Origin of the sequence: Plastoroseomonas hellenica (assembly GCF_018129085.1) — a bacterium.
Classification (GTDB): domain Bacteria; phylum Pseudomonadota; class Alphaproteobacteria; order Acetobacterales; family Acetobacteraceae; genus Plastoroseomonas; species Plastoroseomonas hellenica.
In genome coordinates, this window is sequence record NZ_JAAGBB010000071.1 from 1 (window position 1) to 25,505 (window position 25,505).

The window sequence follows — 25,505 nt, forward strand, 5'->3', positions numbered from 1 at the left end:
CATCGCCCCCGCGCCGAAGGCGGCGGCGAGGCGCGGCGACAGGCCGCGCGCATCGAGCAGCAGCGACCGCGCCTCCCCCATCGCCGCGGCCGCGCCGCCGCCGGCGCGTTCGAAATCAAGCGTCGTGACCCCCGCCCCGCTGCCCGCCAGGATCAGCCGGTCGGGACGGAACAGGGTCAGCGCCTCTCCCACCGCCGGGATGAAGCGCGCGAGCGCGATCGCCGCCGCGCAGCCCTCCGGCGCCGGGGCGCCTAGGGCAAGGGGCAGCGCGATCGCTTCCCCCGTCTCCGGCGGCGTGGCGCGGAGCGTCAGCTTGGCCATCAGCCTTCGTACTGGTCGGCCACCAGGCGATCGAGCAGGCGCACGCCGAAGGCGGATGCGCCCTTCGGCGTGATCGGGGTGTCCTTGTAGGCCCAGGCGGTGCCGGCGATGTCGAGATGCGCCCAGGGCTTGCCGTTGACGAAGCGCTGGATGAACTGCGCCGCGGTGATCGACCCGCCGGGACGGCCGCCGACATTCTTCATGTCCGCGATGTCGGACTTGATCTGCTTGTCGTAGGCATCGCCGAGCGGCATGCGCCAGAGGCCCTCGCCCGTCGCCTTGCCCGCGGCCTCGAGCTTCGCGGCCAGCCCGTCGTCATTGGTGAAGAGCCCGGCATGCTCATGGCCGAGTGCTATGATGATCGCACCGGTCAAGGTCGCCAGGTCGACCATGAAGCGCGGATCGTATTTCTCCTGCGCGTACCAGAGCACGTCGGCCAGCACGAGGCGGCCTTCGGCATCGGTATTGATCACCTCGATGGTCTGGCCGGAATAGGAGGTGACGACATCGCCCGGCCGCTGCGCGGTGCCGGAGGGCATGTTCTCGACCAGCCCGACCAGGCCGATGACATCGGCCTTCGCGCGGCGACCCGCGAGGGCTGCCATCAGGCCGATGACGGTGCCGGCGCCGGCCATGTCGAACTTCATCTCCTCCATGCCGCCGGCGGGCTTGATGGAGATGCCGCCGGTGTCAAAGGTGACGCCCTTGCCGACAAAGCAGAGCGGCCGCGCCGACGCCTTCTTGCCGCGTGCCGCCTTCGACGCCCCGAGCCACTTCATGACGACGACGCGCGGCTCCTGCGCCGAGCCCTGCGCGACGCCGAGAAGGGCGCCGAAGCCGAGCTTCTTCATCTCCTTGGGTCCCAGCACCTCGACCTCGACGCCGAGCTTCTCGAGCGTCTTGCAGCGCTCGGCCATCTCGGCGGGGAACAGCACGTTGGGTGGCTCGGAGACCAGGTCGCGGGCGAGGAAGACGCCGTCGGCAATGGCGGAGAGCGGGGCGAACTCGGCCTTGGCCTTCGCGGCGTCGCTGGTCGCGATGGCGATGCGCTCGGCCTTCGGCTTGTCCTCCTCCTTCTCCTTGGTGCGGTACTTGCCGAAGCGATAGGAGCGGAGCTTCAGGCCGCTGCCGAAGCGGGCGGCGAGGCCGGGGGCGAGCGCCTCGGCCGCCACCACCGCCTCGCGCTCGGCGGCGACCAGCGGCCAGGCGGTGCCGCCCAGGTTCTCGAGCGCTTCCGGGGTCACCTCCTCGGGCTTGCCGAGGCCCAAGGCGACGATCTTGCTGAGGCCGCCGCCCGGCGCCCAGAGCACCGCGGACTGGCCCTTGCGCCCCTTGAAGCCGGCGGCCTCCAGCGCCTTCGGCAGCCGGCCGTCGGTCGCCGTCGCCGCGGCCGCGTGCAGGCTGCCGCCCTCCCCGCCTTCCGGGACCAGCAGCACCAGGGCGCCGTGGCGCGGAAGGGCGGGTTTGACGAAGGCGATATCGGCCATGAGTCGCTCCTGAAGCGTGACCGCTGGGGGCTGGGGCAGCCGGAAGCGCTGATCACGCGATCAACACGTTGATTAGACCATGCTCGGCCAGCCTGGACCGAGCATGGTCCAGGTGCCGCGATTCGTTCGCTTGACAGGGAACCACGCCAGGGACGGGGTTGCCATAGGGGGCCGGGCGGCGCGAAGAGGGGGAATGCCCTCGATTCCCACCGATGCCGCCCTGCTCGACCTGGCCGTTTCGCTCGCCGAGCGGGCGGCGGCGGCGATCCTCGCGGTCAAGCGTGCCGGCTTCGCGGTCGAGCGCAAGCGCGACACCAGCCCGGTGACCAAGGCCGACCGCATCGCGGAGGCGCTGATCGTGGAAGGGCTGCGCGCCGCGGTGCCGGCGATCCCGGTGGTGGCCGAGGAGGAGGTGGCCGCCGGCATCGTCACTGTGCCGGGCGATGTCTACTGGCTGGTCGATCCGCTGGACGGGACCCGCGAATTCGCGACCGGGCGGCCGCATTACACCGTGAATATCGGCCTGGTGCGCGGCGGCCGGCCGGTGCTCGGCGCCGTCGCGGTGCCGGAAACCGGGGAGGTCTTCGGCGGGCGCGTGGGCGCGCCGGCCTTCAAGCGCGACGCGGCCGGGCAGCGCGCCATCGCGGTGCGGCGGCCGCCGCAGGAAGGGCTCGTCGTGATGGGCAGCCGGCACTATGCCGGCGATCCCCGGATCGCCGAGTTCCTGCAGGGACGGAAGGTGGCGCGGATCGAGAATATCGGCTCCGCGGTGAAGGTCCTGCGGGTGGCGGAGGGTGTGGCCGACCTGCATCCGCGCTTCGTGCCGACCATGGAATGGGATACCGCCGCCCCCCAGGCGGTGCTGGAGGCGGCGGGCGGGTCGCTCCGGCTCTGGGACGGCGGCGTCATGCCCTATGGCAAGCCGGGCTGGGAGAACCCGCCCTATGTGGTGACGGGGGCGGCGTGACCGCGATCCTGCGTCCGGACGAGTTGGATCGCGCCGCCGTGCTGCTGCGCGGGGGGGAACTCGTCGCCTTCCCGACCGAGACGGTCTACGGGCTCGGCGCCGATGCCCGGCAGGGACGCGCGGTGGCGGCGGTGTTCGAGGCCAAGGGCAGGCCGCATTTCAACCCGCTGATCTGCCATTTTCCCGATACCGATGCGGCGTTCGCGGAGGTGGTGCCGGACGAGCGGGCCCGGGCGCTGGCCGCCGCCTTCTGGCCGGGGCCGCTGACCCTGGTGCTGCCGCGGCGGGTGACCTCAGGGATCGACCTGCTGGCGGGTGCGGGCCTCGACACGCTGGCGGTCAGGGTGCCATCGCATCCGCTGGCGCTCGCGCTGATCCGCGCGGCGGGGGTGCCGGTCGCGGCACCCTCGGCCAACCGCTCCGGCCAGGTCAGCCCGACCACGCCAGCGCATGTGCTGGACGGTCTGGCGGGCCGGATCGCAGCGGTGGTCGATGGCGGGCCCTGCGATGTCGGTGTCGAGAGCACCGTCCTCGACCTGCAGGCCAGTGCCGTGCTGCTGCGCCCGGGCGGCGTGCCGGCAGAGGCGATCGAGGCGGTGATCGGCCGCATCGGCCGGCCCTTGCCCCGCAGCGCGGCCGAGGCGTCGCGCAGCCTGCGCTCGCCCGGCCTCATGGTCTCCCACTACGCGCCGTCCCTGCCGGTGCGGCTCGGCGCTGCTGATGTCGCGGCGGAGGAGGCGCTGCTCGCCTTCGGGGCGCCGCTGCCCGGCGCCGGCACCGTGTTCCAGCTCTCCGCCGCGCGCGACCTGCGTGAAGCGGCGGCCAACCTCTTCGCCGGCCTCCGCGCGCTGGATGCCGAGGGCGCGCGGCGCGGCCTTTCCCGCATCGCGGTGATGCCGGTGCCGGCGCATGGCCTGGGTGCCGCGATCAACGACCGGCTGGAACGCGCCGCGGCGCCGCGGCCGGGCTGACGCAGACCTCGGCTGTGCCGCGCTCCAGCGCGCCGATTGCACGTACGCAATACAGACCTTGCGATCTGCTTCATTGCCGTGCAAATTCGCACAGGCGAAGCTTCGGCCATCGAAACCCTTCCGGAGCTCCAGCCATGACGATCACCGCCACCCCGACCCCCGGCAAGCTGCTGCTCAAGCCGGCCGATCACACCCTGGTCATGATCGACTTCCAGTCGCAGATGGCCTTCGCGACCAAATCGATCGACCCCGTCTCCCTGCGCAACAATGCCGGGCTGGTCGCCGCCGCCGCCGCTGGCTTCGGTGTCTCCACGATCCTGACCACGGTCGCGGAGAAGTCCTTCTCCGGCCCGATGTTCGAGGAGGTGACCGCGCCCTTCCCCGGCAAGGCGCTGCTCGACCGCACCTCGATGAACACCTGGGAGGATGCGGCTGTCATCGAGGAGGTGAACCGCATCGGCAAGCCGCGCATCGTCCTCGCCGGCCTCTGGACCTCGGTCTGCATCGTCGGGCCGGCGCTCTCGGCGCTCGACCAGGGCTTCGAGGTCTATGTCATCGCCGATGCCTGCGGCGACGTCTCGGACGAGGCGCATGAGCGCGCGATGCAGCGCATGATCCAGGCGGGCGCGCGGCCGATCACCGCCGTGCAGTACCTGCTGGAGCTGCAGCGCGACTGGGCCCGCGGCGAGACCTATGACCTGACCACCGGCATCGCCAAGAAGTACGGTGGCGCCTACGGCATCGGCATCACCTACGCGAAGACCATGTTCGGCGCCCGCGAGGGCTAAGAGCCCGTTTGGGAATGGCTGCGGTGCGATCTGACGGCCCTTTTCCGCCCCTGCCGCACCGGCTTCCTCGCCGATGCAACCAGCATCGGCTGCGTCAGCCGCTACGACAGGGACGGAAAGTGCCTCGCCACCTCGCCACCGCCCCATTCCCAAACGCGCTCTGACATCCCGGCGCCGGGCCTGTTCCAAGGCCCGGCGCCACGCTTCTCGCTACCGTTCTGGGGATAGTGACCGCCATGACATCCGACACCGCAGCACACGCCAAAGCCGCGGGCGGCAGTTTCGCGCCGCTGCGCCATGCGGGCTTCGCCGTGCTCTGGGCGGCGACCATCCTCGGCAATACCGGCAGCTTCATGCGCGACGTCGCCAGCGCCTGGCTGGTGACGGATCTCGGTGCCGGGCCGGCCGCCGTGGCGCTGATCCAGGCTGCCGGCACGCTGCCGATCTTCCTGCTGGCGATCCCGGCCGGCGTGCTCTCGGACATCCTCGACCGGCGCCGCTTCCTGATCGCGATCCAGGTCCTGCTCGCCGCGGTGAGCCTGGTGCTGATGGCGCTGTCGCTGACCGGGGCCATGACGGTCTCCAGCTTGATAGCGCTGACCTTCGCCGGCGGCATCGGCGCCGCTTTGATGGCGCCCACCTGGCAATCCATCGTGCCGGAGCTGGTGCCAGCCCGGGATCTCAAGAGCGCGGTCGCGCTCAACTCCCTCGGCATCAACATCGCCCGCTCGATCGGCCCGGCAGCCGGAGGGCTCCTGCTCGCCTCAGCCGGCGCCGCGGTCACCTATGGCGCCGATGTGCTGAGCTACGCCTTCGTCATCGCCGCCCTGCTCTGGTGGCGCCGCCCGGCACGGCAGGATGATGCGCTCGCCGAGAGCTTCGCCGGCGCCTTCCGCGCCGGGCTCCGCTACGCCCGCGCCAGCCGGGAGCTGCATCGCGTGCTGCTGCGGGCGGCGATCTTCTTCGCCTTATCGAGCGCGGTCTGGGCGCTGCTGCCGCTGGTGGCGCGCAACCTGCTCGGCGGCGATGCCGGCTTCTACGGCATGCTGCTCGGTGCGGTCGGGGCTGGCGCCATCGTCGGCGCCCTGCTGCTGCCAGGGATACGTGGCCGGCTCGATGCCGATGGGCTGCTGCTGCTGGCCGCGATCATCACGGCCGGCGCCATGGCGGCACTCGCCCTCGCACCCCCGCAATGGCTGGCGCTGCTGATCCTGCTGGCGCTCGGCGCCGCCTGGATCATCGCGCTGACCACGTTGAACGGCACGGCGCAGGCGATCCTGCCCAATTGGGTGCGCGGCCGGGCGCTCGCGGTCTATCTCACCGTTTTCAACGGTGCCATGGCGGCCGGCAGCCTCGGCTGGGGCGCAGTCGCGGAGGTCGTCGGCGTGCCCGCCGCGCTGCTGATCGGGGCCGTGGCCCTATTCGGCGCGGCGCTGCTGCTGCACCGGGTCAAGCTGCCGGTCGGCGAGGCCGACCTCACGGCCGCGCGCCACTGGCCGGAGCCGCTGCTCGCCGATCCGGTCGCGCATGACCGCGGCCCGGTCCTCGTGCTGATCGAATACCGCGTGGCGCCGACGGATCGCACCGGCTTCCTGACGGCGGTGCATCGTCTGGCGGATGAGCGGCGGCGTGATGGCGCCTATGGCTGGGGCGTCACCGAGGATGCGGCCGATCCCGAGCGCATGGTCGAGTGGTTCATGGTCGAATCCTGGGCCGAGCATCTGCGCCAGCATCACCGCGTCTCCAAGGCCGATGCCGATCTGCAGGCGGAGGTGCGGCGCTTCCATTCGGGACTGGAGGCGCCGGTCGTGCGTCACCTGCTGACCAGCAGGCCGGGATAAGGCGAGCGATGCGAGGGGAGCGCCCCGGCTCGCCCTCTCTATCCACGCGGCCTCTGCCCTTCGATCAGCGGGCGCTGCGCCGCGATCTGCTCGGCCAGGCTGTCCATCAGCGTGCGGATGCGCGGCGTGTGGCGCAGATCGGGATGGGTCAGAAGCCAGAGATCGGCGGCATAGTCGGGCTCGGGCGGCGCCAACCGGACCAGGCCCGGCCATATGTCACCAACGAAGCATGGCAGGTGGCCGACGCCGATCCCGGCGGCGATGGCATGGGCCAGGCCGAGCACGGTGTCGAAGCGCCCGGCCAGGCGCTCGGGCGGCACGGTGCCGCGGGCGAAGCGCACCACGCGGAGCGCGCCTAGATTGTCGCCGAGGCAGACCCAATCCGCTTCCGCCACGGGATCGGCGGGCGGTGGCATTGCCGCGGCAGCATAGAGCGCCCAGGCGATGCGGGCGGCGCGGCGGCCGACCAGCGTCTCCGGCGGCGTGTCCGTCGCGCGCACCGCGACATCGGCGTCGCGGCGCGAGAGGTTGAGCGCGACATTGCCGACGACGAGGTCGAGCCGGATGCTCCGGTTGGCGGCGCGGAAGCGCGCCAGCATCGGCATCAGCAGGTCGACCAGCAGGCTGTCGCTGGTGGCGATCCGGACCTCGCCCGAGGGCGCAGGCGCCTGGCCGATCAGCCGCCGGGTGACCGCGGTGATGTCCTCATCGACGCGGGCGGCCAGCGCGGCCATTTCCTCGCCGGCCGCGGTCAGGGTGTAGCCGGTGCGGTGACGCTCAAAGAGCGGCATGCCGAGCAGGGTCTCGATATGGCGCAGCCGGCGGAAGACCGTCGAATGATCGACGCCGAGCCGCGCCGCGGCCGCGGGCAGGCCGCGCGTCTCCGCTACGGCATTGATCAGGCGGAAGTCATCCCAGGCGAGGGTTCGGGCCGCATCCTTCACGGGTCTCGTCCTGGCGCGGTCATGCCGAGCATCTCTCCAACGGGAGCCTGCGCGGCCGGCGGCGCGGGCTGCGCCACTGGCGGGCCTGTCCTCCTTAGATCAGTTTCCCGAGCCGCGGAAACGATAGGCACGCCAGCCTTCCATATGCCTTGTTTGAGCGAGCAGATTCACGCTTCCGGGCGATTCCGCCCCTCAGCGATCTGCTCTAGCCGTGGATGCGCACCGCGCCCCGCCGCCGCCAGGCGCTCATCTGCTCGGCGGAGGTATGGACATGCACTACCACCGGCCTGTCCTTGACCGCGAAGGCGCGGGCGATGCCGGCCTCCACCTCCGCCTCGCTGCGGATCGAGATGCCCTCCGCGCCGAACACCCGGCCCCAGTCGGCGAAGTCCGGGTTGGTCAGCTTCACCGCATTCTCATAGGGGCGGTTCGGATAGCGCACCTCGTGATGCATGCCGATGGTACCGTAGCGCTTGTTGTCCGAGATGATGATGATCGGCGTGCCGCCATACTGCATGGCGGTCGCGATCTCGTTGCCCGTCATTAGCGCGCCGCCATCGCCGCAGAAAGCGACGGCTTGCCGGCCAGGACAGCGCAGGCTGGCGGCGACTGCCATCGGCACGCCAGACCCCATGGCGCCGACCACGGAGGACAGGAAATTCTGGCCCGGCCGGAAGCCGATATAGCGATGAATGAAGGAGGAGAAATTGCCGGCATCCGAGCTGACCACCGCATCCGGCGCCAGGTGCTTGCCGATCTCGACGCAGACGGCGGCGAAGTTCACCCCGTCCGGCATGCTCTCCCAGTCCGGCGCCATCAGCCGGTTGTGGATGGCGTTCAGCCCGGCGACCCAGCCCTGGCGCTTCGCGGCATTGGCCGGCGCGCCGCGCTTCAGCAGGGCGCGGATCACCGCGGCCGGCTCGGCCGCGATGCCGAGCGTCACGTTGAACACCCGGCCGATCTCATTGGCATCGGGCCAGACCTGCGCCAGCGGAAGCTGCGGGTCCGGCGCGGTCGGGAAGCTGTAGGACTGGCTGACGGAATCGGTGATGCGCTCGCCCAGCGCCACCAGCAGGTCGGCCTTCTTCATCTCCGTGACCAGGTCCTTCGGCACGCGGATGCCCATGTAGCCGCCGTAGTTCGGATGGGTTGAATCGAAGAGCTGCGGCCGGCGATGGGTGGGCGAGACCGGCAGCACCCAAAGTTCCGCGAGTTGGCGCAGCTCGGCCAGCGTCTCCATCGATGCATTGGCCAGCGCCCCGCCCGCCCAGATCAGCGGCCGCTCGGCCGCAGCCAGCATGGCGGCGAGGCGGTCCAGATCCTCCTCCCGCGCGCCGCCGAAGACGCGCGGGCGGGGCTTCGCCATCGGCACCTCCGCCGGCTCGTCGAAGATATCCTCCGGCAGGATCACCGCCACCGGGCCGGCGGTGCCGCTTTCGGCGAGGTGGAAGGCGCGGGCGATCGCCTCGCTCGCCTGCTCCGGCTCGTTCACCTCGATCACGTCCTTGGTCACGTCGCTCAGGAACTTCGAATAGTTCTGCTCCTGCAGCGCGAGCCTGCCGAAATCCTTCCGCTCCACCTGGCCGCACAGCACGACGAGCGGCGTCGCGTCATGGAAGGCGGTGTGGAGCGCCACCATGGCGTTGGAGAGGCCAGGGCCGCGGGAGACCAGCAGCACGCCGGCGCGGCCGCCCTGCAAACGGCCATCGGCCACCGCCATGAAGCCGGCGCCCCCCTCATGCCGGCAGACCACCAGTTGCACCTCCGGCGCCTCGGTCAGCGCATCGGTCAGGCCGAGGAAGCTTTCCCCCGGCACCATCCAGATCTTGTCGACATCATGCGCGATCAGGCTTTCGGCCAGCAGGCGCCCGACGGTCTTGCTCATTCCGACATTCCCTTCCCTGGCATTCCGATCTTCGCCGGCGAGCGGCGCTATTCCACGCGGATACCGGCCTCCGCCACCACGCGCTGCCATTTCGGTACCTCCTCGGCGAGCCGCGCCGCCAGCACCTCCGGACCGGTCAGCAGCGGCTCGGTGCCGGCCGCGGCGAAGCGCGCCTGCACCTCCGGCAGGGCGCGCAGGCTGCCCAGCGCCGCCGCGAACTTGCCAATGAGCGCTGATGGCAGCGCCCGCGGGCCAGCGATGGCGTACCAGTTCAACGCGACATAACCGGGCACGATCTCATGGATCGCCGGCACCGCCGCCAGGCCGGGGACGCGATGCCCCGTCGCGACGCCGAGGATGCGGACGCGGCCGGCCTGCACATGCGGCAGCGTCTCCACCGTGCTCGCGAACACCATGTCGACCTCGCGGGCGAGCAGCGCCGTCATCGCCGGGGAGGCGCCGCGATAGGGGACATGGGTGATCTCCACCCCCGCGACATTGCCGAACAGCGCCCCGGAGAGATGGTTGGAGGAACCGACGCCGGAGGTGCCATAGGTGAGCCTGCCCGGCCGCGCCTTCGCCGCGGCCACCAGATCCTGGACGCTGCCGATATCGGAAGCGGCATGGACCACGAGCGCGGTCGGCACATCCGCCACCAGGCTGACCGGCGCCACCATCTCCCGCGGGTCCAGCCCCTGGCTCGGCTGCAGTGCATGGATGCTGGCGAGCGAGGAGCTGGTCAGCACGAAGGCGCTGCCATCCGGCGGCGACTGCACCACGTTGCGCAGACCGATGCTGCCGCCGGCGCCGGCACGGTTGTCGATGATGAAGGGCTGGCCCAGGCGTTCGCGCAGCAGTTCCGCCAGCAGCCGGCCGATGCTGTCGATCGGCCCGCCCGCCCCGAAGGGGATGACCAGCCGCACCGGCCTGTCGGGCCAGCTCGTGCTGCCGAGGGCCGGCATCGCGGAGAGCATGCCCAGCCCGGCGAGCAGCGCGCGCCGCCGCGGCATCAGCAGCGCCCGCGGGCGTGGCGCGCCGTTCCTGGACATCCTTCCCTCCGCCATTCTTGCAGCGATTAAACACCGCCCCCAGCAAAGGGGGAAATCCGGTGGCACCGGCGGTGCTCAGTCGTCGGCGAAACTGCCTGTTTCTTCAGCAGTACTGGCGCCACACGACCGGTTTTCCCGGCCCCATTCTTGCATCGTGCATACACGACGCACCGAAGAGCCCTGCCCGATGCCGCGCATGCTCGATGCCGATCCCGCTCCCCTGCCCATCGATCCCGCGCGCGCGGCGCTGATCATCATCGACATGCAGCGCGATTTCCTGGAGCCCGGCGGCTTCGGTGAAGCGCTCGGGAATGACGTCGGGCTTCTGGCGGCGGCCGTCGGACCGTGCCGGGCGATGCTGGATGCTGCTCGCGCCGCCGGCATGCTGGTGATCCACACGCGGGAGGGGCATCGGCCGGACCTGTCCGACGCGCCGCCGGCGAAGGTGATGCGCGGCGCGCCGTCGCTCCGCATCGGCGATCCCGGACCGATGGGGCGCATCCTGATCCGCGGCGAGCCGGGACACGGGATCGTCCCTGCCCTCGCGCCGATCGACGGCGAGCCGGTGATCGACAAGCCTGGCAAGGGCGCCTTCTACGCGACCGAGCTGGAGCCGATGCTGCGTCATCGCGGCGTCGAGACACTGCTGGTCGCGGGCGTGACGACGGAGGTCTGCGTCCACACCACGATCAGGGAAGCGAATGACCGCGGCTTCCGCGGCGTCGCGCTGGCCGATGCCTGCGCCTCCTACTTTCCGGAATTCCATGCCGCGGCGCTCGCGATGGTGAGCGCGCAGGGCGGCATCTTCGGCTGGGTCTCGGACACCACCCGCGCGATTGCGGCCATTGCTTCGGAGGAGAGAGCGGCATGAGTGCGACGACGACGCGCCCGGCGCTGTGGACGCCGGGCGACTGGAACGCGCTGTTCGGCTTCGGCACGAACATCCTGGTCAACCTGCTGGTGCTGACGGGGCTGCTGCGCTTCGTGCTGCAGATGCCGCAGGATGTGGTGTTCGGCCGCATCCTGCCGGCGGCCGGGCTGATGATGGCGCTGTCGACCGGCTACTACGCCTGGCTCGCCTATCGCCTCGCGCTGAAGACGGGCCGCAGCGATGTCTGCGCGCTGCCGTCCGGCATCTCGGTGCCGCACATGTTCGTCGTCGCGCTGGTGATCATGCTGCCGATCGCGCAGCGGACGGGCGACCCGATCAAGGGCTGGGAAGCGGGCCTCACCTGGGTCTTCATCCAGAGCTTCATCCTGATGATCGGCGGCTTCGTGGCCCCGGTGATCCGGCGCATCACCCCGCGCGCCGCGCTGCTCGGCACGCTCGCCGGCGTCTCCGTCACCTTCATCTCGATGCGCCCGGCGCTCGAGATGTTCATGACGCCGGCGATCGGCGTGGTCTGCTTCGGCATCGTCATCGCGGCCTGGTTCGGCGGCCTGCGCTATCCGCGCAACCTGCCGGCGGGCCTTGTCGCCATCGCCTTCGGCGCGCTCGTCGCCTGGGGCGCGGCGCTGTTCGGGCTCGGCGTCGGCGGGCGCAGCGTGACGGCGCTGCTGGACGGGCTTTCGACCATCGGCTTCTCGGTGCCGCTGCCGGCGATCGACCACCTGTTCGGCGGCTTCGAGTTCATTGGCATCATCCTGGTCACCGCGATCCCCTTCGGGATCTACGACCTGGTCGAGGCGATGGACAACGTCGAGAGCGCGGAGGTTGCGGGCGACCACTACCCGACGACGCGGGTGCTGACCGCTGATGGCGCGGTGTCGCTGATCGGCTGCCTGATGGGCAATCCCTTCATCAATGCGGTCTATATCGGCCATCCCGGCTGGAAGGCGATGGGCGGGCGCATCGGCTATTCGGCGGCGACCGGCCTGCTGGTGCTGGCGCTGACCTGGTTCGGCGTGGTGTCGCTGCTGCTTGATCTGGTGCCGGTCGTCGCGATCTCCCCGATCCTGCTCTACATCGGCATGCTGATCGGCGCGCAGGCGTTCCAGGAGACGCCGAAATCGCATGCGCCGGCCGTCGTGCTGTCGCTGGTGCCGCATCTCGCGGCCTGGGCGAAGACCCTGATCGACGGCGCGCTGGGTGCCGCGGGGACCAGCGCGGCGGCGGTCGGGATGGAGAAGCTCGCCGCCCTCGGCGTGCTCTACCCGGGGCTCGAGGTGCTGGGCGAAGGCGCGATCCTCTCCGGGCTGGTGCTGGCCGCGATCGCAGTCTTCGTCATCGAGCACGAATGGACGCGCGCCGCGTATTTCGCCGGCGCCGGCGCGGTGCTGACCTTCTTCGGGCTGATGCACGGGCCCGCGGTCGGCATCGCGGTGACGCCCGGCGTGGCGCTGGCCTATGCGGTGATGGCGGGCGGGCTTTTCGTCGTGGGCCGTGCACCGGCGATGTCGGTGCTGGCCGCGCCGAAGCCGGCGGAATGAGTCACGCGCCGCCTCGCCGGAGGACGGTGCCGCCTGCACCGCCGGCCGCCTGGAGCAGCACCGGGAGATCAATCAGAATCCCGTTCAGGCGAGATCGCCTGAACGGGTGACGAGTCTGGCAATACCCTCGGTGTCGTGGAGCCAGCTCAGGTAGCGCCGCACTCGGCGATCTGCCCCTGCTGGATCACGCGGTAGTTGCCGCGGGAAGCGACCGCACGCACGCAGAGCTGGTCCGAGTCGCGCCACCAGTACTGCGTCGCCCCGCGGGTCCTGGCCATGCGGAACCCGCGAGACGTCAGGATCGAGGTGTCGGCCATCCTGGTGCCCATCAGGTCGGACATTGCGGGAGGTGGCGCGGGTGCCGGCGCTGGTGCCGGGGCAGCCACGGGCGTCGGCTGGCGCGCCGGCTCGGCGCAGGCCATCAATCCGAATGCGAGGGCGGATGCACCCAGGAAGTTGCGAAACTTCATGACTGGAGTCTCCCCCGCTTATGATTGTGGATTACCCAGGGCCAACCGTTACACGCGGACCTGAACGGCGCCATCGGAAACTGATGCGCGGGCTGGCGTCCACCAAGCAAAGGCGGCGGAGCAAGCGCCCGGTACTCGCCACATGGCCCATGCGGTCAGCCATTCCTGTACCAACCCAGCCTTTTCGCTGTCGTCCATCATGATCTCGTGACTGCTGCGGCGGATGCCAGAGCTTCGACAGATCGATCGAATTCTGCGTCTTCGATGGCCATACGACGATGACGTGCTGGCGGCGCCGCGTGAGGAGCGCGGCGCGCCCGGACGGCCGCGCTCAATCCGTCCGCAGAAAGGCCGCAACGTCCCGCAGGAACTCGTCGCGGCCGCGCTCGGGCCGGTCGAGATGCACATAATGGGTCGCGCCGGGGATGGTGACCGCGCGCAAGCTGCGGGCGCTGGTGAGTTCGCGCTGCAGCCCGGCCACATCCTCCGGCCGGCTCCAGAAATCATTGCCGGAGCGCATGATGAGCACCCGCGCCGTAATCGTCGCGGCATCCCAGAGCTTGCGGCCGGAGGCGAGCTCGAAGGAATCGGCGATCGCGCCCATAGGCGCCCGGAATGCCGGCGGCGAGCGCTCGCCGGAGGTTGGATCGGACGCGAGTGCCGCGGCCTGATAGGCCGCCAGCACGGCCGGATCGCGCCATTGCGCCTTGTCCTCTTCCGGGATGGAGGCGTCCCAGGAGGGCAGCAGGGAATCCGCGGTGTTGAACGCGAAGGCGCCGGACCGCGCCGCGTCGAAGCGGCCGGGAACCCGGGGATCGGCGAGCGGCCCGCCGGCGGCGAGCCGCGGATGGCCGGCATGCGCGCCATAGAGCGTGTTGTAGAGAATGAGGTGGCTGACCTCACCGGGATGCCGGCTGGCATACATGCCGAGCCAGTGGCCGCCCGTCGCCCAGCCGAGGAGCGCCACGGCCCGGGCGCCCGTCCGGGCCCTGATGGCCGCGACCACGGCGGCGATGTCCCGCACGACCTCCTCCGAGCGGACCAGCGGCGCGCCATCCCGCGGCCCGTCCTGCCCGAGGCGGGTGGACGCGCCATAGCCGCGCGCGTCCATGACGAAGACGCGGTGGCCGGTCTGCGCGAGATCGGCAGCAAGGGAGCCCTGGGCGACCGGCAGGTCGAAGGAGGCGATGCCCGGCACGCGCGCCCCGTGCAGCAGCAGCACCGGCGGCAGGGCAGCATCGATGCTCCCGGCCACCAGTTCGCGCACAAAAAGCGCGATGCCCGCCTCGCCCGGGACGCGGAAATCCACCCTGCGGATCTCAGCCTGCGCCGACCCGACCATCGCCATCGCGGCCATGACCCCGGCCGCGAGAACCGTCTGCATCGTGGTCATTCTGACCTCTCCGAAGTCGCTGCTTCGGCGGTCAGGTCGGCACCCGCTTCGATATCTCAAGCGCCGGGTATGATATCATTCGATATGCGCGATATATCGAAGATCGAGCTGCGCCAGCTTCGGCAGTTCTGCATGGTCGCGGAGGAGTTGCACTTCCGCCGGGCCGCGCTCCGGCTCGGCATGGCGCAGCCGCCCCTGTCGCAGGCCATCGCGAAGCTCGAGGCCGAGATCGGCGCCAGCCTCTTCGACCGCTCGCACCGGCAGATCACCCTCACCGAAGCCGGAATCGCCTTCCGCGCAGAGGCGCAGCGCCTTCTCCTGCAGCTCGAGGAGGCGGTGGGCATAGCGCGCAGCGCCGAGCAGGGCCGTGTCGGTCGCGTACGGGTGACCTTCGTCGGCGCCGCGAGCTACGGTCTGCTGCCGCAGATCGTGCAGGCGCACCGCGCCTCCCATCCCAGGGTCGAGATCATGCTGCAGGAGCGCACGAGCGTGCAGCAGATCGCCAGCCTGCAGTCCGGCGAGGCCGATATCGGCTTCCTCCGCCCGCCATTCTTCGGTGCCTCGGATATCCGCTGCGAGACGCTGCTGCGGGAGCCCTTCGTCGTCGCGCTGCCGGAGGATCACCGGCTCGCCGCGCGGGACCGGCTGCAGCTCACCGAGCTCGCCGGGGAAGGTTTCATCATGTTCCCGGCCCATGAAGGGCCGAGCTTTCATGCCCGCATCATCAGCGCCTGCGACGAGGCCGGCTTCGCCATGCGGGTGGTTCAGGAAGCGGTGCAGATGCACATGATCGTCGGCCTGGTCGCGGTCGGCATCGGCATCGCGCTGGTCCCGGCGTCGCTGCGCAAGCTCGGCCGCGCAGGCGTCGCCTATCGCGACCTCGATCCCGGCCCATCCGCGCTCGACGCCGAATTCGCCATGATCTGGCGCCGCGGCGAGCCGTCCTCGGCAATCACCGCCTTCCTCGAAACCGCCCGCGCGGTCGCGCACACGCAGACGATCGCGATGCGGATGCCGCCGAGCCAGACGATGTGATCGCTCAGGGCACTGGGAAGCGGTTCAGGAAGGCACGGGCGCGCGGCAGGGCGTCGTGCAGGAATTGTCCGGGCTCGCGCAGCCACAGACGGTCATAGGTGCGGGACTTCGCTTCGGAGATCAGGACATCGGGCGGCAGCGAAACCAGCGTCGCCTGCCAGCCCGGCCACCAACGGCGCGCCTTGGCGACGCTGTGTGCCAGGAAGCGATCACGATGCGTGTAGCCATGGTAGTCGAAAATCCGCGTGCCGTCGGTGACGACAATATGGTTCCCGGAGAAGCCCGCATCGGGCTTCAGCCAGAATGCGCGGAAATCTGCATGGCGATAGCAGTCGAGGAATGCCCAAGCCAGGATGTGGCAGGCGCCGCAGGCGAAGAAGACGCGGTCCGGCAGCGCCCAGCGCTGCGCCGGGTCCCGCTTCTTCGCCTCATCAATCCGATACATCTCCTACGGTGCTCGGACCTGACGAACCCACGCCTTCACCGCCACAATCCGCGTGCCGCCAACCATTCCTGCACCAGCCCCGCCACCTCGTCGCTGTTCCTGTCCATCATGATCATGTGGCTGTTGCCGCGGATGCCGCGCTCCGGCAGGTCGACAACATCGACGCTGCCGCCCGCGGCACGCACCGCCTCGGCGAAGCGCACGCCATTCGCGCGGATCGCCGGCCAGCGCGCATCCTGGGCGATGTAGTCGCCATAGATCATCAGAACCGGGATGTTGCGGAGTGCGGCGACCTTCGCCGGGTCGCCGATCGTCGCGGGTTCGACGAGGACCAGCGCGCGCACCTTGTCCGGCCGTTCCTGCGCCGCGCGCCAGCCGAAGAGGCCGGCCTGGCTGTGCGCGACGACGACGCTCGGACCCACGCGATCGAGCAGCGCGAGATAGGCATCGAGCGCCAGCGCATCCGTCGTCGTGAAGCGCGGCACCACCTGGCGGACGAAGTTCAGGTAGCTCTCGCGGTCGGCCGGGAACTGGTTGCCTGGCAGCACCTGCTGGCGCAGGTAGGATCCGGGGCCGGCGCCGATGCGGAAGCGCTCGAAGGGATTGTCGACGGTGAGCGTCAGGGCCTGGCCGCCGGTCTGCTCGGGGATCTGGGTCCAGCCGGCGCGGCCGCGCTCCACCGCGTCGCTGACATAGATGGGCCAGCCGCGGCGCAGGAAGAAATGCTGCCAGCCCTCGCGCCCATCGGGCGTCGTCTCCCAGGTGACGCCGGTGAGCCCGCCACCGTGCCAGAGCAGCATCGGCGCCTGGCCGCGCGGGTTCGCCGGGATCATGTACTGGGCATACATCCCGCCCATCAGGTAGGTGCCGTTGGGGTCGACGCGGGCCGGGACGCCGCCCGGGGAGAACAGCACCTCCCGCACCGGCTGGCCGGTGACCACCACCTCCCGCCCGCCGACATGGAAGCTGCCCCAGCGTTCGAGGGCGATCGGCGGCGGGCTCTGCGCCACGGCGCCGGCGGCGGGCAGCAGCGCGGCGGCGAGGGCGGCGGCGCGGATGGTGTTCTGCATGATGGTTCTCCCCTGGCCGGGATCATGGCCCGATGCCGGGCCGCGGCAAAGAGCACCCTCTTGCGCATGCCGGGGATCCGCCCTTGGCTGGCGGTGATTCAGGGGACTCGTCCGCATGGCGGAAGCCGCACCTTCAAGCACCGTCACACCCACGCGGGCGGATCTCTTCTTCGGCTATGCGAAGATTGGCCTGCTCGGCTTCGGCGGCGTCGGTGCCTGGGCGCGGCGGGTGATCGTCGAGGAGCGGCGCTGGCTGACCGAGCGCGACTACGCGGAGGTGCTGGGCATCGGCCAGGTGCTGCCGGGCCCCAATGTCGGCAATGCGGCCGTCATGATCGGGCGCCGCTTCCACGGGCTGGCCGGTGCGCTGCTCGCGACCTCCGGCATCTATATCGGACCCTTCTGCGTGCTGATGCTGCTGGCCTGGGCCTATCAGACCTATGGCCAGATGCCGGCGGTGGCGCCCTTCATGCAGGGCATCGCGGCCGCGGCCGCCGGGATGGTGATCGGCATGGCGGCGAAGATGACCAGCAAGCTGCGGCCGCCGCCGGAGATGATCGCGGTGGGGCTCGCGGCCTGCGGCGCCGCCTTCTGGTGGCGGCTGCCACTGCCGCTGATCGTCGCGATCCTGGCGCCGGTTTCCATCGTCCTCGCGCATCGCCGGCTGCCGCCGGCGGTGCGAAGGGCAGCGTGATGGCTGTGTTCTGGGGCCTGCTCTCGGTCTTCTCCGTCATCTCGCTGCTCGCGATCGGCGGCGCCAATGCGATGCTGCCGGAGATGCACCGGCAATTGGTGGAGCTCCGCGGCTGGCTCGACGATGCGACCTTCAGCCAGCTCTATGCGCTCGCACAGGCGGCGCCGGGGCCGAACATCCTGGTCGCCTCACTGATGGGCTACTGGATCGGCGGCGGAGCCGGGCTGGTCGCGGCGACCCTCGGCATGCTGGTGCCCGCGGCCGCCATCGCCTGGGTGGTCGGCGGCGTGACGCAGCGGCTCGCGGGGCATCCCTGGCTGAAGGCGGTGCAGGCCGGCCTGGTGCCGGTCGCGATCGGGCTGATCCTGGCGGCGGGCCTGACCATGGCGGCGGCAAGCAGCGGCGGGCGCTTCGACGGGCCCGGGATCGTCTGGCTGGCGGTGACGCTGGTCAGCACGCTGTTTGTCTGGCGCACGGATTTTTCCCCGCTCTGGGTGCTGGCGGGCGGGGGCGTATTGGGTCTCATACTGGCTTCTTGATCGCCGGCAGGCAGCAACCCGTGCTGCAGACCCTTGGCTTTCGCGATCCATATGATGTGCTGACGACGTGTGTCGGGAGGGAATGACGATGACAATGCGGGTGATGCGCCGGGCGCTGCTCGGCTGGGTGGCGGCCGGGCTGCTGGCGCTGGCGCCGGCCGGGCTCTCGGCTGCCGAGATCCGGGTGATGATCTCGGGTGGCTTCTTCGAGCCCTTCCGCCAGATGGTGCCGCAATTCGAGCAGTCGAGCGGCCATCGGGTGGTGATCATCCAGGGCGCCTCCATGGGCAATGCGCCGGACGCGATCCCGGTGCGGCTCGGCCGCGGCGAGGCTGCCGACGTGCTGATCCTCGCCGCACCGGCGCTCGACCAGCTCATCGCGGCGGGGCATGGCGCGCCGGGCAGCCGCGTCGACCTGGTGCGCAGCCTGATCGGCATGTCGGTGCGGAGCGGCGCACCGCGCCCCGACATCTCGACCGAGGAGGGTTTCATCCGCGCGCTGCGGGAAGCACGGAGCATCGCCTATTCGGCCAGCGCCAGCGGCACCTATTTCGCACAGACGCTGATCCCGCGCCTGGGCCTTGCGGACGAGATCCTGCCCAAGGCGCGGCGCATCCTGAGCGAGCGCGTCGGCACGGTGGTGGCGCGCGGCGATGCCGAGCTCGGGCTGCAACAGGTGAGCGAGTTGTTGCCGATTCCTGGCATCGATTTCATCGGCGTGCTGCCGCCTTCGCTGCAGCAGGAGACGATCTTCTCCGCCGGCATCGCGGCGCGCGCGCAGGAAGCCCAGGCGGCACAGGCCCTGATCGCCTTCATGGCGGGACCGGAGGCGGTCGACGCGATCCGGCGCGCCGGGCTGGAACCGATCCGCTGAAGCACGCCCCCGGCATCGCCGGGGCTTGTGCATAGCCGGGATCGGCGGCCTGCTTGCGGGCATGGAGTCCCCCCCGCCCCCACGCCCGAGCAAGACCGCGCTGTTCCTGACCTACGGCAAGATCGGGCTGGTCGGCTTCGGGGGCATCAATGCCTGGGCGCGGCGCACCCTGGTCGAGGAGCGGCGCTGGCTGACCGAGCAGGAATATGCGGAGACGCTCGGCCTCGGGCAGGTGCTGCCGGGGCCGAACGCGCTGAACGCCGCGATCATGGTGGGCGAACGCTTCCACGGCATGGCGGGGTCGCTGATCGCGGCGGGCGCCATGTTCGGCGGGCCGCTGGTGGTGCTGGCGGGGCTCGCCACGCTCTATGACCACTACGGATCGCTGCCGGCGGTGGATTCGCTGCTCGGCGGCACAGCGGCGGCGGCGGCCGGCATGGTGGTCGGCACCGCGGCCAAGATGGCGCAGCGGCTGAAGCCGACGCTCGGGCTCTGGGCGGTGGGGCTCACCTCCCTGACGCTCTCCGGCTTCTTCCGGGTCCCCTTGCCGCTGGTGCTGCTGCTGCTCGGGCCGCTCGGCATCCTGGCGGCCTGGTGGGCGGGGCGGGCGCGCGAGCAGATCGCCGCAGGGCGGGAGCGCCCGGAGGCGTGAATCTGCTCGCCAGACAAAGGGGAAGAGCGCTTGAAACGGAGCGAAGCGGAGTGAGAGCGCTCTGATGCGGGACGAGATCCTCTGGCAGTTGGTGCTCGGCTTCGCGGCGATCAGCCTGGTCTCGGTCGGCGGCGGCATCGCGGTGCTGCCGGAGATGCATCGGCTCGTGGTCGAAACCCACCAATGGATGACCGACGCCGAATTCGCCCGCCGCTACGCCCTGGCGCAGGCGGCGCCGGGGCCGAACGTGCTGGTGGTGGGGCTGCTTGGCTGGCATGTCGCGGGCTGGGTCGGGATGCTGGTCGCCACCATCTCGATGACCCTGCCGACCAGCCTGCTGGCCTTCGGCTTCGCCAAGTTCCGCAAGCGCATGGCGGGCAAGGCCTGGCTGAAGGTGATCGAGCGGGGCCTGGTCCCGGTCGCCGTCGGGCTGATCGCCGCCTCCGGCCTGATCCTGGCGCGGGGTGCCGCGACCGGCTGGGTGACCGGGGCGCTGGCGATCGCCAGCACGATCTTCGTCTGGCGGACGAATTATTCGCCGCTCTGGGTGCTGGTAACAGGGGCGCTGGTGGGGCTGGCGATGGGGGTGTGACCCCGCACCGACGGCGGAACAACGTGTTCCCGCATGCGTCTGGGACACGAACCGATACACGCACCCGCTTGACCCCTTCCCCGCCCCGCGCCAACCCTCCGCGACCATGCCCGACACCCACGCCCCCGCGCCGCTCCCGGCCGCGCTGCTCTCCGCCCTCCAGGCCGTGCTCGGCCCCAAGGGGCTGCTGACCGATCCCGGGGACATCGCCCCGGCGCTGGCCGACTGGCGCGGGCTCTACCAGGGCGCCTCGCCCGCCATCATCCGGCCCGGCAGCACCCAGGAACTGGCCGCCGCGGTCCGGCTCTGCGCCCGGCACGAGGTCGCCATGGTGCCGCAAGGGGGCAACACCTCCATGGTCGGCGGCGCCACCCCGGACGAATCCGGCCGGCAGGTGGTCGTCTCGCTCGCCCGGCTGAACCGGATCCGCGCCATCGACCCCGTGGACATGACCATGACGGTCGAGGCCGGGCTGGTGCTGAAGGCGGCGCAGGACGCGGCCACCGGCGTCGATTGCCTGTTTCCGCTCAGCCTCGGCGCGGAAGGGACGGCGACGATCGGCGGCGTGCTGTCAACCAATGCCGGCGGCAACACGACGGTCCGCTACGGCAATGCCCGCGAGCTGATGCTGGGGCTGGAGATGGTCCTGCCCGACGGCCAGGTGATCGACGGGCTGCGCGCACTCCGCAAGGACAACACCGGCTATGCGCTCCGCCACCTCTTCGTCGGCGCCGAGGGCACGCTCGGCTTCATCACCGCGGCCGTGCTGCGGATGTTCCCGCGCGCGCGGGAGAACGAGGTCGCCTTCTGCGCGGTGCGCGACGAGGAGGCGGCGCTCGCCCTCTTTCGCCGCTTCCGCGACCGCGACGAGGGAGCTGTGCGCGCCTTCGAATATCTCTCGGGCATCGGCGTCGACCTCGCGGTCAAGCATATCGAGGGCGTGACCCTGCCGGTCAGCGAACGGGCGGACCACTACGTGCTGGTCGACCTCGCCTCCTCCCGCCCCGAGGCCGGGCTCCGGCCGCTGGCCGAGGCGGTGCTGGAGGAAGCGCTGGAAGCCGGCGAGGTGCTCGACGCTGCAATCGGCGAAAGCGAAGGGCAGCGCGCCGCCCTCTGGCGCATCCGGGAGGAGCATCCGGAGGCGCAGAAGCGCGAGGGGGCATCGGTCAAGAACGACGTCTCGGTCCCGGTCTCCAGGGTGCCGGAGATGATCCGGCGCTGCAGCGCCGCGCTGGCGGCGCTGATCCCGGGCAGCCGGCCGGTGCCCTTCGGCCATATGGGCGACGGCAACATCCACATGAACCTGGAACAGCCGGAGGGCGGCGACCCCGCCGCCTTCCTGGCGCGCTCCCACGACATCATGGATTGCGTGAACGAGATCGTGCGCGAATTGGGCGGCAGCTTCTCGGCCGAGCACGGGATCGGTCGGCTCAAGACCGACATGATGGAGAGCTGGCGCGGCGGCGCCGAGCTGGAGGCGATGCGCCGCATCAAGGCGGCGCTCGACCCCGCCGGGCTGATGAACCCGGGCAAGGTGTTGCCCTGATTTTGTCCTCAGGCGCCGGCGCGCGTTTTTCGTCGGCCTCAGACGCCGGCGCCGGCATCCGCCGGCTTGGCTTCCGCGCTGTCAGGGCGGCATTGGCGGCGGCGGTCGGTCGCGCGCGGGGCCGCATTCGCGGCCCCGGAGCATCGGCTTCGCCTCGCTCCGCAGGGATGGGTGGCGGCCTGCGGCCGCGGCTTTGTGTGCTGGCGCTCGTTGCAGCTCTGTTGCTCGGGGTCGCGCTGCCGGCGCCGGCGTGGGCGGCGCATCCGGCGCTGGTGGAGCTGCGGGTGGTGTTCCGGGAGGCCGGGGGCGCTAGCTGCGTTGGTGCCGGGGTCGCCATTCATCTCGGGCAGGGATTGTTCCTGACCGCGGGGCATCTGGTCGATCCGGGCCTGGCGCGGCGGGAAGGCTGCCCGGGTGCGGCGCTGGAGCCGGAACGCCCGCCGGTGCTGCTGCTCGGCGGCCGCCAGGTGCCGGCCGCGGTGCTGCGGCGGGTCGCCGGCGTCCCGACCGGGGATGCGGAGCCGGGCTGGGCCTATCCGGGCTGGCAGGACCTGGCATTGCTCCGGGTCGCGGTGCCGCCGGCCGGCATGGCCGCCCTCACCCCCTGCGGCGTCGACCCCGCACCCGGCGCGATGCTCCGGATCGAGAGCCTGCGGCGCGGGGCGCCGGCCGCCCTCCGCGCGCTGGAGCGCAGCGGCCGGCTGGGGCCGGCCCGGATCGACGGCACCATGATGGTGCTGGACGGGCCGCTGCTCGCCGGCGAATCGGGGGGGCCGGTGCTCGGGCCCGGCGGCTGCATCGCAGGCGTGATCAGCGCGCGGCAAGGTGATCCGGCCGGGCGGCTCGGCTTCGCGGTGCCGGCTGCCGCCATCCGTGCCTTTCTGGACAGGCAGTGATAGAGGGGCGCCGTGAATCGGATCGACACCTACCTCTTCCGCCAGCTTCTGCTGTCGCTGCTCGCCGTCACGGTCGGGTTGGCGGCGCTGGTCTGGCTGACCCAGTCGCTCCGCTTCATCGAGCTGGTGCTGGACCGCGGCCTGTCCCTGCTGGTGTTCCTGGAGCTCACCAGCCTGATGCTGCCCAATTTCTTCGCGGTCATCCTGCCGATCACCAGCTTCGTCGTGACGCTCTTCGTCTATGTCCGGCTCGCCGGCGACCGGGAGCTGGTGGTGATGCGCGCCGCCGGGCTGTCGCAATGGCGGCTGGCGCGGCCGGCCATGCTGCTCTCGGCGCTGACCGCGGTGCTGGTGCTCTGGCTGCAGCTCTATCTGGTGCCGATCAGCCACGCCGCCTTCCGCGCCTGGCAGTTCGAGATCCGCAACCAGATGGCCGGGCTGCTGCTGCAGGAAGGCGTGTTCAGCCAGGTCGGCAATGACATGACCGTCTATGCGCGGGAGCGCGACCGGGACGGCACGCTGCGCGGCATCCTGGTGCAGGATGCGCGGGAGCCGGGGGCACCCGTGACCATCCTGGCCGAGAGCGGCCGCATCACCCAGACCCCGCAGGGCCCGCGGGTGACGCTGCACAACGGCCAGCGCCAGACCGTGGAACGGAGCGGCAACCCGCCGGCGCCGCGCCTTTCGGTGCTGAGCTTCGCCGAGAACAGCATCGACCTGGCGCGCGCCACCCGCAGCGACGAGGTCCGCAGCCGCGACAGCCGCGAGCGCAGCATCGAGGAGTTGCTGAACCCCGATCCCGCCGAGGGCCTGCGCGAGCGGGAGATCCTGCGCTTCCGGGCCGAAGCGCACCAGCGCCTGTCGGCGCCGCTGACCGTGATCTCCTTTGCGCTGGTCGCCATGGCGGTCGGCCTCACCGGGCAATTCCGCCGGCACGGCGGCGGCGTACGGCTTTCGGTCGGCATCGGCATCGCGGTCGGGCTGCTCGCGGCGGGGTTGCTCGCCGGCAGCCTCGCGGCACGCGACAATGCCTATATCCCGCTGCTCTGGGTCCAGGCGCTGCTGCCGGGGGTCGCGGCGGTGCTCTGGCTCACCGACGGGGTCCAGGCGTTGCTGCTGCGCGGTCAAATGCGCAGCCAGATGCGTGCCCAGGCGCGCGGCCACGCATCGGCATGAGCATGGTACCGGCATGATCGCGGCCACCCTTTCGATCTACGTCGCACGGCGCTTCGCGCTGATGGTGCTGGTGATGCTGGTCGCCCTCTCCGGCCTCGTCGTCCTGTTCGACCTGATCGAGCTGCTGCGGCGGGCGGCGACGCGGCAGGATGTCGGCCTCGGGCTGGTGACGCAGATCGCGGCGCTCAGGGTGCCCTTCGTCTCATTGCAGATCCTGCCCTTCGCGGTGCTGATCGGCGGTATCGTCGCCTTCTGGCGGCTCGCCCGCTCCTCGGAGCTGATCGTGGCGCGTGCCGCCGGCATCTCGGCCTGGGGCTTCCTCTCGGCGCCGGTGCTAGTCGCGGTGCTGATCGGGACGCTGGCGACGACCGCCATCTCCCCCCTCTCTTCCATGATGCTGGCGCGGGCGGAGCGGCTGGACGCCGCCTATCTGCGCAACGCATCGGGCGTCACCGCGATCGCCGGCGGCCGGCTCTGGCTGCGCCAGTCGGACCGGGAGCAGACCGGTGTCGCCATCCTCTCCGGCACCCCGGCGCCGCGGCGGCGCGGGGCCCTGCCAGGCTTCAGCAGCTTCGAGCTGAACAATGTCAGCATCTGGCGCCTCTCGGCCGATGACCGCCCGATCGAGCGGATCGAGGCGCCGGTGGCGCGGCTGATGCCGGGCTACTGGGCGCTGGAGGGGGCCGTGGTCTTCCCCGCCGATCGCCCGGCCCTGCCGCCCCGAGCCATGGAACTGCCGACCGAGCTCACGCCGGTGCGCATCGAGGACAGCTTCGCCAGCCCGGATACGCTGAGCTTCTGGAACCTGCCGGCCTTCATCGGGCTGCTGGAGGACGCCGGCTTCTCTGCGGTGCGCCACCGGCTGCGCTTCCAAAGCCTGCTGGCGCTGCCGCTGCTGGCCGCCGCCATGGCGCTGCTGGCGGCCGGCTTCTCGATGCGCCATACACGGCGGGGTGGGACCGCGACCATGATGGCGGCGGGGATCGCCGCCGGATTCAGCCTGTTCATGCTCGACAGGATCACCAACGAATTCGGGCAGGCGGGGACGATTCCCGTGGTGCTCGCCGCCTGGGCGCCAGCCATGGCGGGGATGCTGTCCGCGCTGGCGTTGCTGCTGCATCTGGAGGATGGCTAGAGCATGATCCGTTCGCCAGCGCTCACGGAGCAGGTACTGGCCATTGTAGTGGATCGCGTGATTCAAGCTTTTCGGCCGATCCGGCCGCAGGCCATCACGCTCTAGGATCGGGGACGAGGGGACCGGGGGATGGGATGCAGAAGGCAGAGGCCGGCATTCGCCGTGCTGGCCGCCCTCGTGGCGGCCGGCCTGCCGGGGGCCGCGGCGCTGGCCCAGGGCCTGGTGCCCGAGGTACAGACGCCGGGTAGCATCGGCACGGTTCCGCCCAGCCCGGCGCCGCCCGCCGCGGCGCCGCCCGCAGCCGG

General features: G+C 71.0%; 25 protein-coding genes. 16 read left to right on the plus strand and 9 right to left on the minus strand.

Translation table 11 applies throughout. From position 1 onward, the window contains the following. Both GXW71_RS31130 and GXW71_RS31135 read right to left on the minus strand, forming a co-directional pair. Nucleotides 1-321, minus strand: a 321-nt coding sequence (locus GXW71_RS31130) for a hypothetical protein (RefSeq protein WP_211856986.1), incomplete at its 3' end; no start/stop codon positions are given. After that, nucleotides 321-1,808: a leucyl aminopeptidase gene (locus GXW71_RS31135; RefSeq protein ID WP_211856995.1), complete on the minus strand. Its 1,488-nt coding sequence runs from the start codon at nucleotides 1,806-1,808 to the stop codon at nucleotides 321-323. The genes GXW71_RS31135 and GXW71_RS31130, both read right to left, overlap by 1 nt. A 193-nt stretch (nucleotides 1,809-2,001) precedes the next feature. On the opposite strand from GXW71_RS31135, the gene GXW71_RS31140 reads away from it, so the two are divergent. The 4 genes from GXW71_RS31140 (at nucleotide 2,002) to GXW71_RS31155 (ending at nucleotide 6,375) form a co-directional block, all read left to right on the plus strand. Next, a complete protein-coding gene (locus GXW71_RS31140; RefSeq protein ID WP_211856997.1) occupies nucleotides 2,002-2,775 on the plus strand; it encodes a 3'(2'),5'-bisphosphate nucleotidase CysQ family protein in 774 nt (257 codons plus the stop codon). Continuing rightward, on the plus strand, nucleotides 2,772-3,746 hold the full coding sequence (locus GXW71_RS31145; RefSeq protein WP_211857007.1) for an L-threonylcarbamoyladenylate synthase: 975 nt from the start codon (nucleotides 2,772-2,774) through the stop codon (nucleotides 3,744-3,746). Before GXW71_RS31140 ends, GXW71_RS31145 begins: the two co-directional genes overlap by 4 nt. Before the next feature lie 134 nt (nucleotides 3,747-3,880). Further along, nucleotides 3,881-4,534, plus strand: a complete 654-nt coding sequence (locus tag GXW71_RS31150) for a hydrolase (RefSeq protein WP_211857015.1) — start codon at nucleotides 3,881-3,883, stop codon at nucleotides 4,532-4,534. A 236-nt stretch (nucleotides 4,535-4,770) separates the two neighbouring features. Then, nucleotides 4,771-6,375 carry an MFS transporter gene (locus GXW71_RS31155; protein WP_211857016.1) on the plus strand — a complete coding sequence of 535 codons (1,605 nt, stop codon included), beginning with the start codon at nucleotides 4,771-4,773 and terminating at the stop codon, nucleotides 6,373-6,375. 38 nt (nucleotides 6,376-6,413) lie between these two features. On the opposite strand, the gene GXW71_RS31160 is transcribed toward GXW71_RS31155, so the two are convergent. From GXW71_RS31160 to GXW71_RS31170, 3 genes are all read right to left on the minus strand, one after another. Then, the gene (locus tag GXW71_RS31160) at nucleotides 6,414-7,319 is read right to left on the minus strand and encodes a LysR family transcriptional regulator (protein WP_211857018.1); all 906 of its coding nucleotides are present in this window, start codon (nucleotides 7,317-7,319) and stop codon (nucleotides 6,414-6,416) included. A gap of 205 nt (nucleotides 7,320-7,524) precedes the next feature. Continuing rightward, entirely contained in the window at nucleotides 7,525-9,204 is a 1,680-nt protein-coding gene (locus GXW71_RS31165) for a thiamine pyrophosphate-dependent enzyme (RefSeq protein ID WP_211857020.1), read from the minus strand. 47 nt (nucleotides 9,205-9,251) lie between these two features. Then, on the minus strand, nucleotides 9,252-10,253 hold the full coding sequence (locus tag GXW71_RS31170; protein ID WP_211857022.1) for a Bug family tripartite tricarboxylate transporter substrate binding protein: 1,002 nt from the start codon (nucleotides 10,251-10,253) through the stop codon (nucleotides 9,252-9,254). A 187-nt stretch (nucleotides 10,254-10,440) separates the two neighbouring features. Here GXW71_RS31170 and GXW71_RS31175 point away from each other — a divergent pair, with 187 nt between their 5' ends. Beyond that, on the plus strand, nucleotides 10,441-11,124 hold the full coding sequence (locus tag GXW71_RS31175; RefSeq protein WP_211857024.1) for a cysteine hydrolase family protein: 684 nt from the start codon (nucleotides 10,441-10,443) through the stop codon (nucleotides 11,122-11,124). Next, nucleotides 11,121-12,683: a hypothetical protein gene (locus GXW71_RS31180; RefSeq protein ID WP_211857026.1), complete on the plus strand. Its 1,563-nt coding sequence runs from the start codon at nucleotides 11,121-11,123 to the stop codon at nucleotides 12,681-12,683. Before GXW71_RS31175 ends, GXW71_RS31180 begins: the two co-directional genes overlap by 4 nt. A 146-nt stretch (nucleotides 12,684-12,829) precedes the next feature. Here GXW71_RS31180 and GXW71_RS31185 read toward each other — a convergent pair whose 3' ends face one another. Further along, complete coding sequence (locus GXW71_RS31185) at nucleotides 12,830-13,153, minus strand: hypothetical protein (protein ID WP_211857028.1); 324 nt, start codon at nucleotides 13,151-13,153, stop codon at nucleotides 12,830-12,832. Between the two features lie 331 nt (nucleotides 13,154-13,484). Beyond that, nucleotides 13,485-14,546 (minus strand): alpha/beta fold hydrolase, encoded by a 1,062-nt coding sequence (locus GXW71_RS31190; RefSeq protein ID WP_211857030.1) that lies wholly within the window; start codon nucleotides 14,544-14,546, stop codon nucleotides 13,485-13,487. Nucleotides 14,547-14,630: 84 nt separating this feature from the next. Between GXW71_RS31190 and GXW71_RS31195 the strand changes: the two genes are divergently transcribed. Further along, nucleotides 14,631-15,581: a LysR family transcriptional regulator gene (locus GXW71_RS31195; RefSeq protein ID WP_211857032.1), complete on the plus strand. Its 951-nt coding sequence runs from the start codon at nucleotides 14,631-14,633 to the stop codon at nucleotides 15,579-15,581. 4 nt (nucleotides 15,582-15,585) lie between these two features. Here the strand turns inward: GXW71_RS31195 and GXW71_RS31200 are convergent, their stop codons facing one another. Both GXW71_RS31200 and GXW71_RS31205 read right to left on the minus strand, forming a co-directional pair. Next, nucleotides 15,586-16,026, minus strand: a complete 441-nt coding sequence (locus GXW71_RS31200) for a hypothetical protein (RefSeq protein WP_211857034.1) — start codon at nucleotides 16,024-16,026, stop codon at nucleotides 15,586-15,588. A 35-nt stretch (nucleotides 16,027-16,061) separates the two neighbouring features. Next, nucleotides 16,062-17,096 (minus strand): alpha/beta hydrolase family protein, encoded by a 1,035-nt coding sequence (locus GXW71_RS31205; protein WP_246527057.1) that lies wholly within the window; start codon nucleotides 17,094-17,096, stop codon nucleotides 16,062-16,064. A 115-nt stretch (nucleotides 17,097-17,211) separates the two neighbouring features. Here GXW71_RS31205 and GXW71_RS31210 point away from each other — a divergent pair, with 115 nt between their 5' ends. The 9 genes from GXW71_RS31210 (at nucleotide 17,212) to lptG (ending at nucleotide 25,200) form a co-directional block, all read left to right on the plus strand. Next, complete coding sequence (locus tag GXW71_RS31210; protein WP_211857036.1) at nucleotides 17,212-17,790, plus strand: chromate transporter; 579 nt, start codon at nucleotides 17,212-17,214, stop codon at nucleotides 17,788-17,790. Beyond that, complete coding sequence (locus GXW71_RS31215; RefSeq protein WP_211857046.1) at nucleotides 17,790-18,329, plus strand: chromate transporter; 540 nt, start codon at nucleotides 17,790-17,792, stop codon at nucleotides 18,327-18,329. The genes GXW71_RS31210 and GXW71_RS31215 overlap by 1 nt, the downstream gene beginning before the upstream one ends. An 88-nt stretch (nucleotides 18,330-18,417) precedes the next feature. Continuing rightward, a complete protein-coding gene (locus tag GXW71_RS31220; protein WP_211857054.1) occupies nucleotides 18,418-19,203 on the plus strand; it encodes a substrate-binding domain-containing protein in 786 nt (261 codons plus the stop codon). A 61-nt stretch (nucleotides 19,204-19,264) separates the two neighbouring features. Further along, the gene (locus GXW71_RS31225; protein WP_211857061.1) at nucleotides 19,265-19,855 is read left to right on the plus strand and encodes a chromate transporter; all 591 of its coding nucleotides are present in this window, start codon (nucleotides 19,265-19,267) and stop codon (nucleotides 19,853-19,855) included. 64 nt (nucleotides 19,856-19,919) lie between these two features. Next, complete coding sequence (locus GXW71_RS31230; RefSeq protein WP_211857063.1) at nucleotides 19,920-20,447, plus strand: chromate transporter; 528 nt, start codon at nucleotides 19,920-19,922, stop codon at nucleotides 20,445-20,447. 106 nt (nucleotides 20,448-20,553) lie between these two features. Then, nucleotides 20,554-21,993 carry an FAD-binding oxidoreductase gene (locus tag GXW71_RS31235; protein ID WP_211857065.1) on the plus strand — a complete coding sequence of 480 codons (1,440 nt, stop codon included), beginning with the start codon at nucleotides 20,554-20,556 and terminating at the stop codon, nucleotides 21,991-21,993. A 221-nt stretch (nucleotides 21,994-22,214) separates the two neighbouring features. Beyond that, on the plus strand, nucleotides 22,215-22,889 hold the full coding sequence (locus GXW71_RS31240; RefSeq protein ID WP_211857067.1) for a trypsin-like peptidase domain-containing protein: 675 nt from the start codon (nucleotides 22,215-22,217) through the stop codon (nucleotides 22,887-22,889). Nucleotides 22,890-22,901: 12 nt separating this feature from the next. Beyond that, nucleotides 22,902-24,065, plus strand: a complete 1,164-nt coding sequence (gene lptF / locus GXW71_RS31245; protein WP_211857075.1) for an LPS export ABC transporter permease LptF — start codon at nucleotides 22,902-22,904, stop codon at nucleotides 24,063-24,065. 13 nt (nucleotides 24,066-24,078) lie between these two features. Continuing rightward, complete coding sequence (gene lptG, locus GXW71_RS31250) at nucleotides 24,079-25,200, plus strand: LPS export ABC transporter permease LptG (RefSeq protein ID WP_211857077.1); 1,122 nt, start codon at nucleotides 24,079-24,081, stop codon at nucleotides 25,198-25,200. The last annotated feature ends 305 nt before the right edge of the window (nucleotides 25,201-25,505 follow it).

What these genes read in the sequence shown, in the direction of transcription:
- GXW71_RS31175 (WP_211857024.1), top strand. Translation starts at nt 10,441, where the DNA reads ATGCCGCGCATGCTCGATGCCGATCCCGCTCCCCTGCCCATCGATCCC.
- GXW71_RS31185 (WP_211857028.1), bottom strand. Translation starts at nt 13,153, where the DNA reads ATGAAGTTTCGCAACTTCCTGGGTGCATCCGCCCTCGCATTCGGATTG.
- GXW71_RS31200 (WP_211857034.1), bottom strand. Translation starts at nt 16,026, where the DNA reads ATGTATCGGATTGATGAGGCGAAGAAGCGGGACCCGGCGCAGCGCTGG.
- GXW71_RS31225 (WP_211857061.1), top strand. Translation starts at nt 19,265, where the DNA reads ATGGAGTCCCCCCCGCCCCCACGCCCGAGCAAGACCGCGCTGTTCCTG.
- GXW71_RS31210 (WP_211857036.1), top strand. Translation starts at nt 17,212, where the DNA reads ATGGCGGAAGCCGCACCTTCAAGCACCGTCACACCCACGCGGGCGGAT.
- GXW71_RS31150 (WP_211857015.1), top strand. Translation starts at nt 3,881, where the DNA reads ATGACGATCACCGCCACCCCGACCCCCGGCAAGCTGCTGCTCAAGCCG.
- GXW71_RS31155 (WP_211857016.1), top strand. Translation starts at nt 4,771, where the DNA reads ATGACATCCGACACCGCAGCACACGCCAAAGCCGCGGGCGGCAGTTTC.
- GXW71_RS31170 (WP_211857022.1), bottom strand. Translation starts at nt 10,253, where the DNA reads ATGTCCAGGAACGGCGCGCCACGCCCGCGGGCGCTGCTGATGCCGCGG.
- GXW71_RS31235 (WP_211857065.1), top strand. Translation starts at nt 20,554, where the DNA reads ATGCCCGACACCCACGCCCCCGCGCCGCTCCCGGCCGCGCTGCTCTCC.
- GXW71_RS31180 (WP_211857026.1), top strand. Translation starts at nt 11,121, where the DNA reads ATGAGTGCGACGACGACGCGCCCGGCGCTGTGGACGCCGGGCGACTGG.
- GXW71_RS31190 (WP_211857030.1), bottom strand. Translation starts at nt 14,546, where the DNA reads ATGACCACGATGCAGACGGTTCTCGCGGCCGGGGTCATGGCCGCGATG.
- GXW71_RS31205 (WP_246527057.1), bottom strand. Translation starts at nt 17,096, where the DNA reads ATGCAGAACACCATCCGCGCCGCCGCCCTCGCCGCCGCGCTGCTGCCC.
- GXW71_RS31215 (WP_211857046.1), top strand. Translation starts at nt 17,790, where the DNA reads ATGGCTGTGTTCTGGGGCCTGCTCTCGGTCTTCTCCGTCATCTCGCTG.
- GXW71_RS31135 (WP_211856995.1), bottom strand. Translation starts at nt 1,808, where the DNA reads ATGGCCGATATCGCCTTCGTCAAACCCGCCCTTCCGCGCCACGGCGCC.
- GXW71_RS31140 (WP_211856997.1), top strand. Translation starts at nt 2,002, where the DNA reads ATGCCCTCGATTCCCACCGATGCCGCCCTGCTCGACCTGGCCGTTTCG.
- GXW71_RS31165 (WP_211857020.1), bottom strand. Translation starts at nt 9,204, where the DNA reads ATGAGCAAGACCGTCGGGCGCCTGCTGGCCGAAAGCCTGATCGCGCAT.
- GXW71_RS31220 (WP_211857054.1), top strand. Translation starts at nt 18,418, where the DNA reads ATGACAATGCGGGTGATGCGCCGGGCGCTGCTCGGCTGGGTGGCGGCC.
- GXW71_RS31195 (WP_211857032.1), top strand. Translation starts at nt 14,631, where the DNA reads ATGCGCGATATATCGAAGATCGAGCTGCGCCAGCTTCGGCAGTTCTGC.
- GXW71_RS31230 (WP_211857063.1), top strand. Translation starts at nt 19,920, where the DNA reads ATGCGGGACGAGATCCTCTGGCAGTTGGTGCTCGGCTTCGCGGCGATC.
- lptG (WP_211857077.1), top strand. Translation starts at nt 24,079, where the DNA reads ATGATCGCGGCCACCCTTTCGATCTACGTCGCACGGCGCTTCGCGCTG.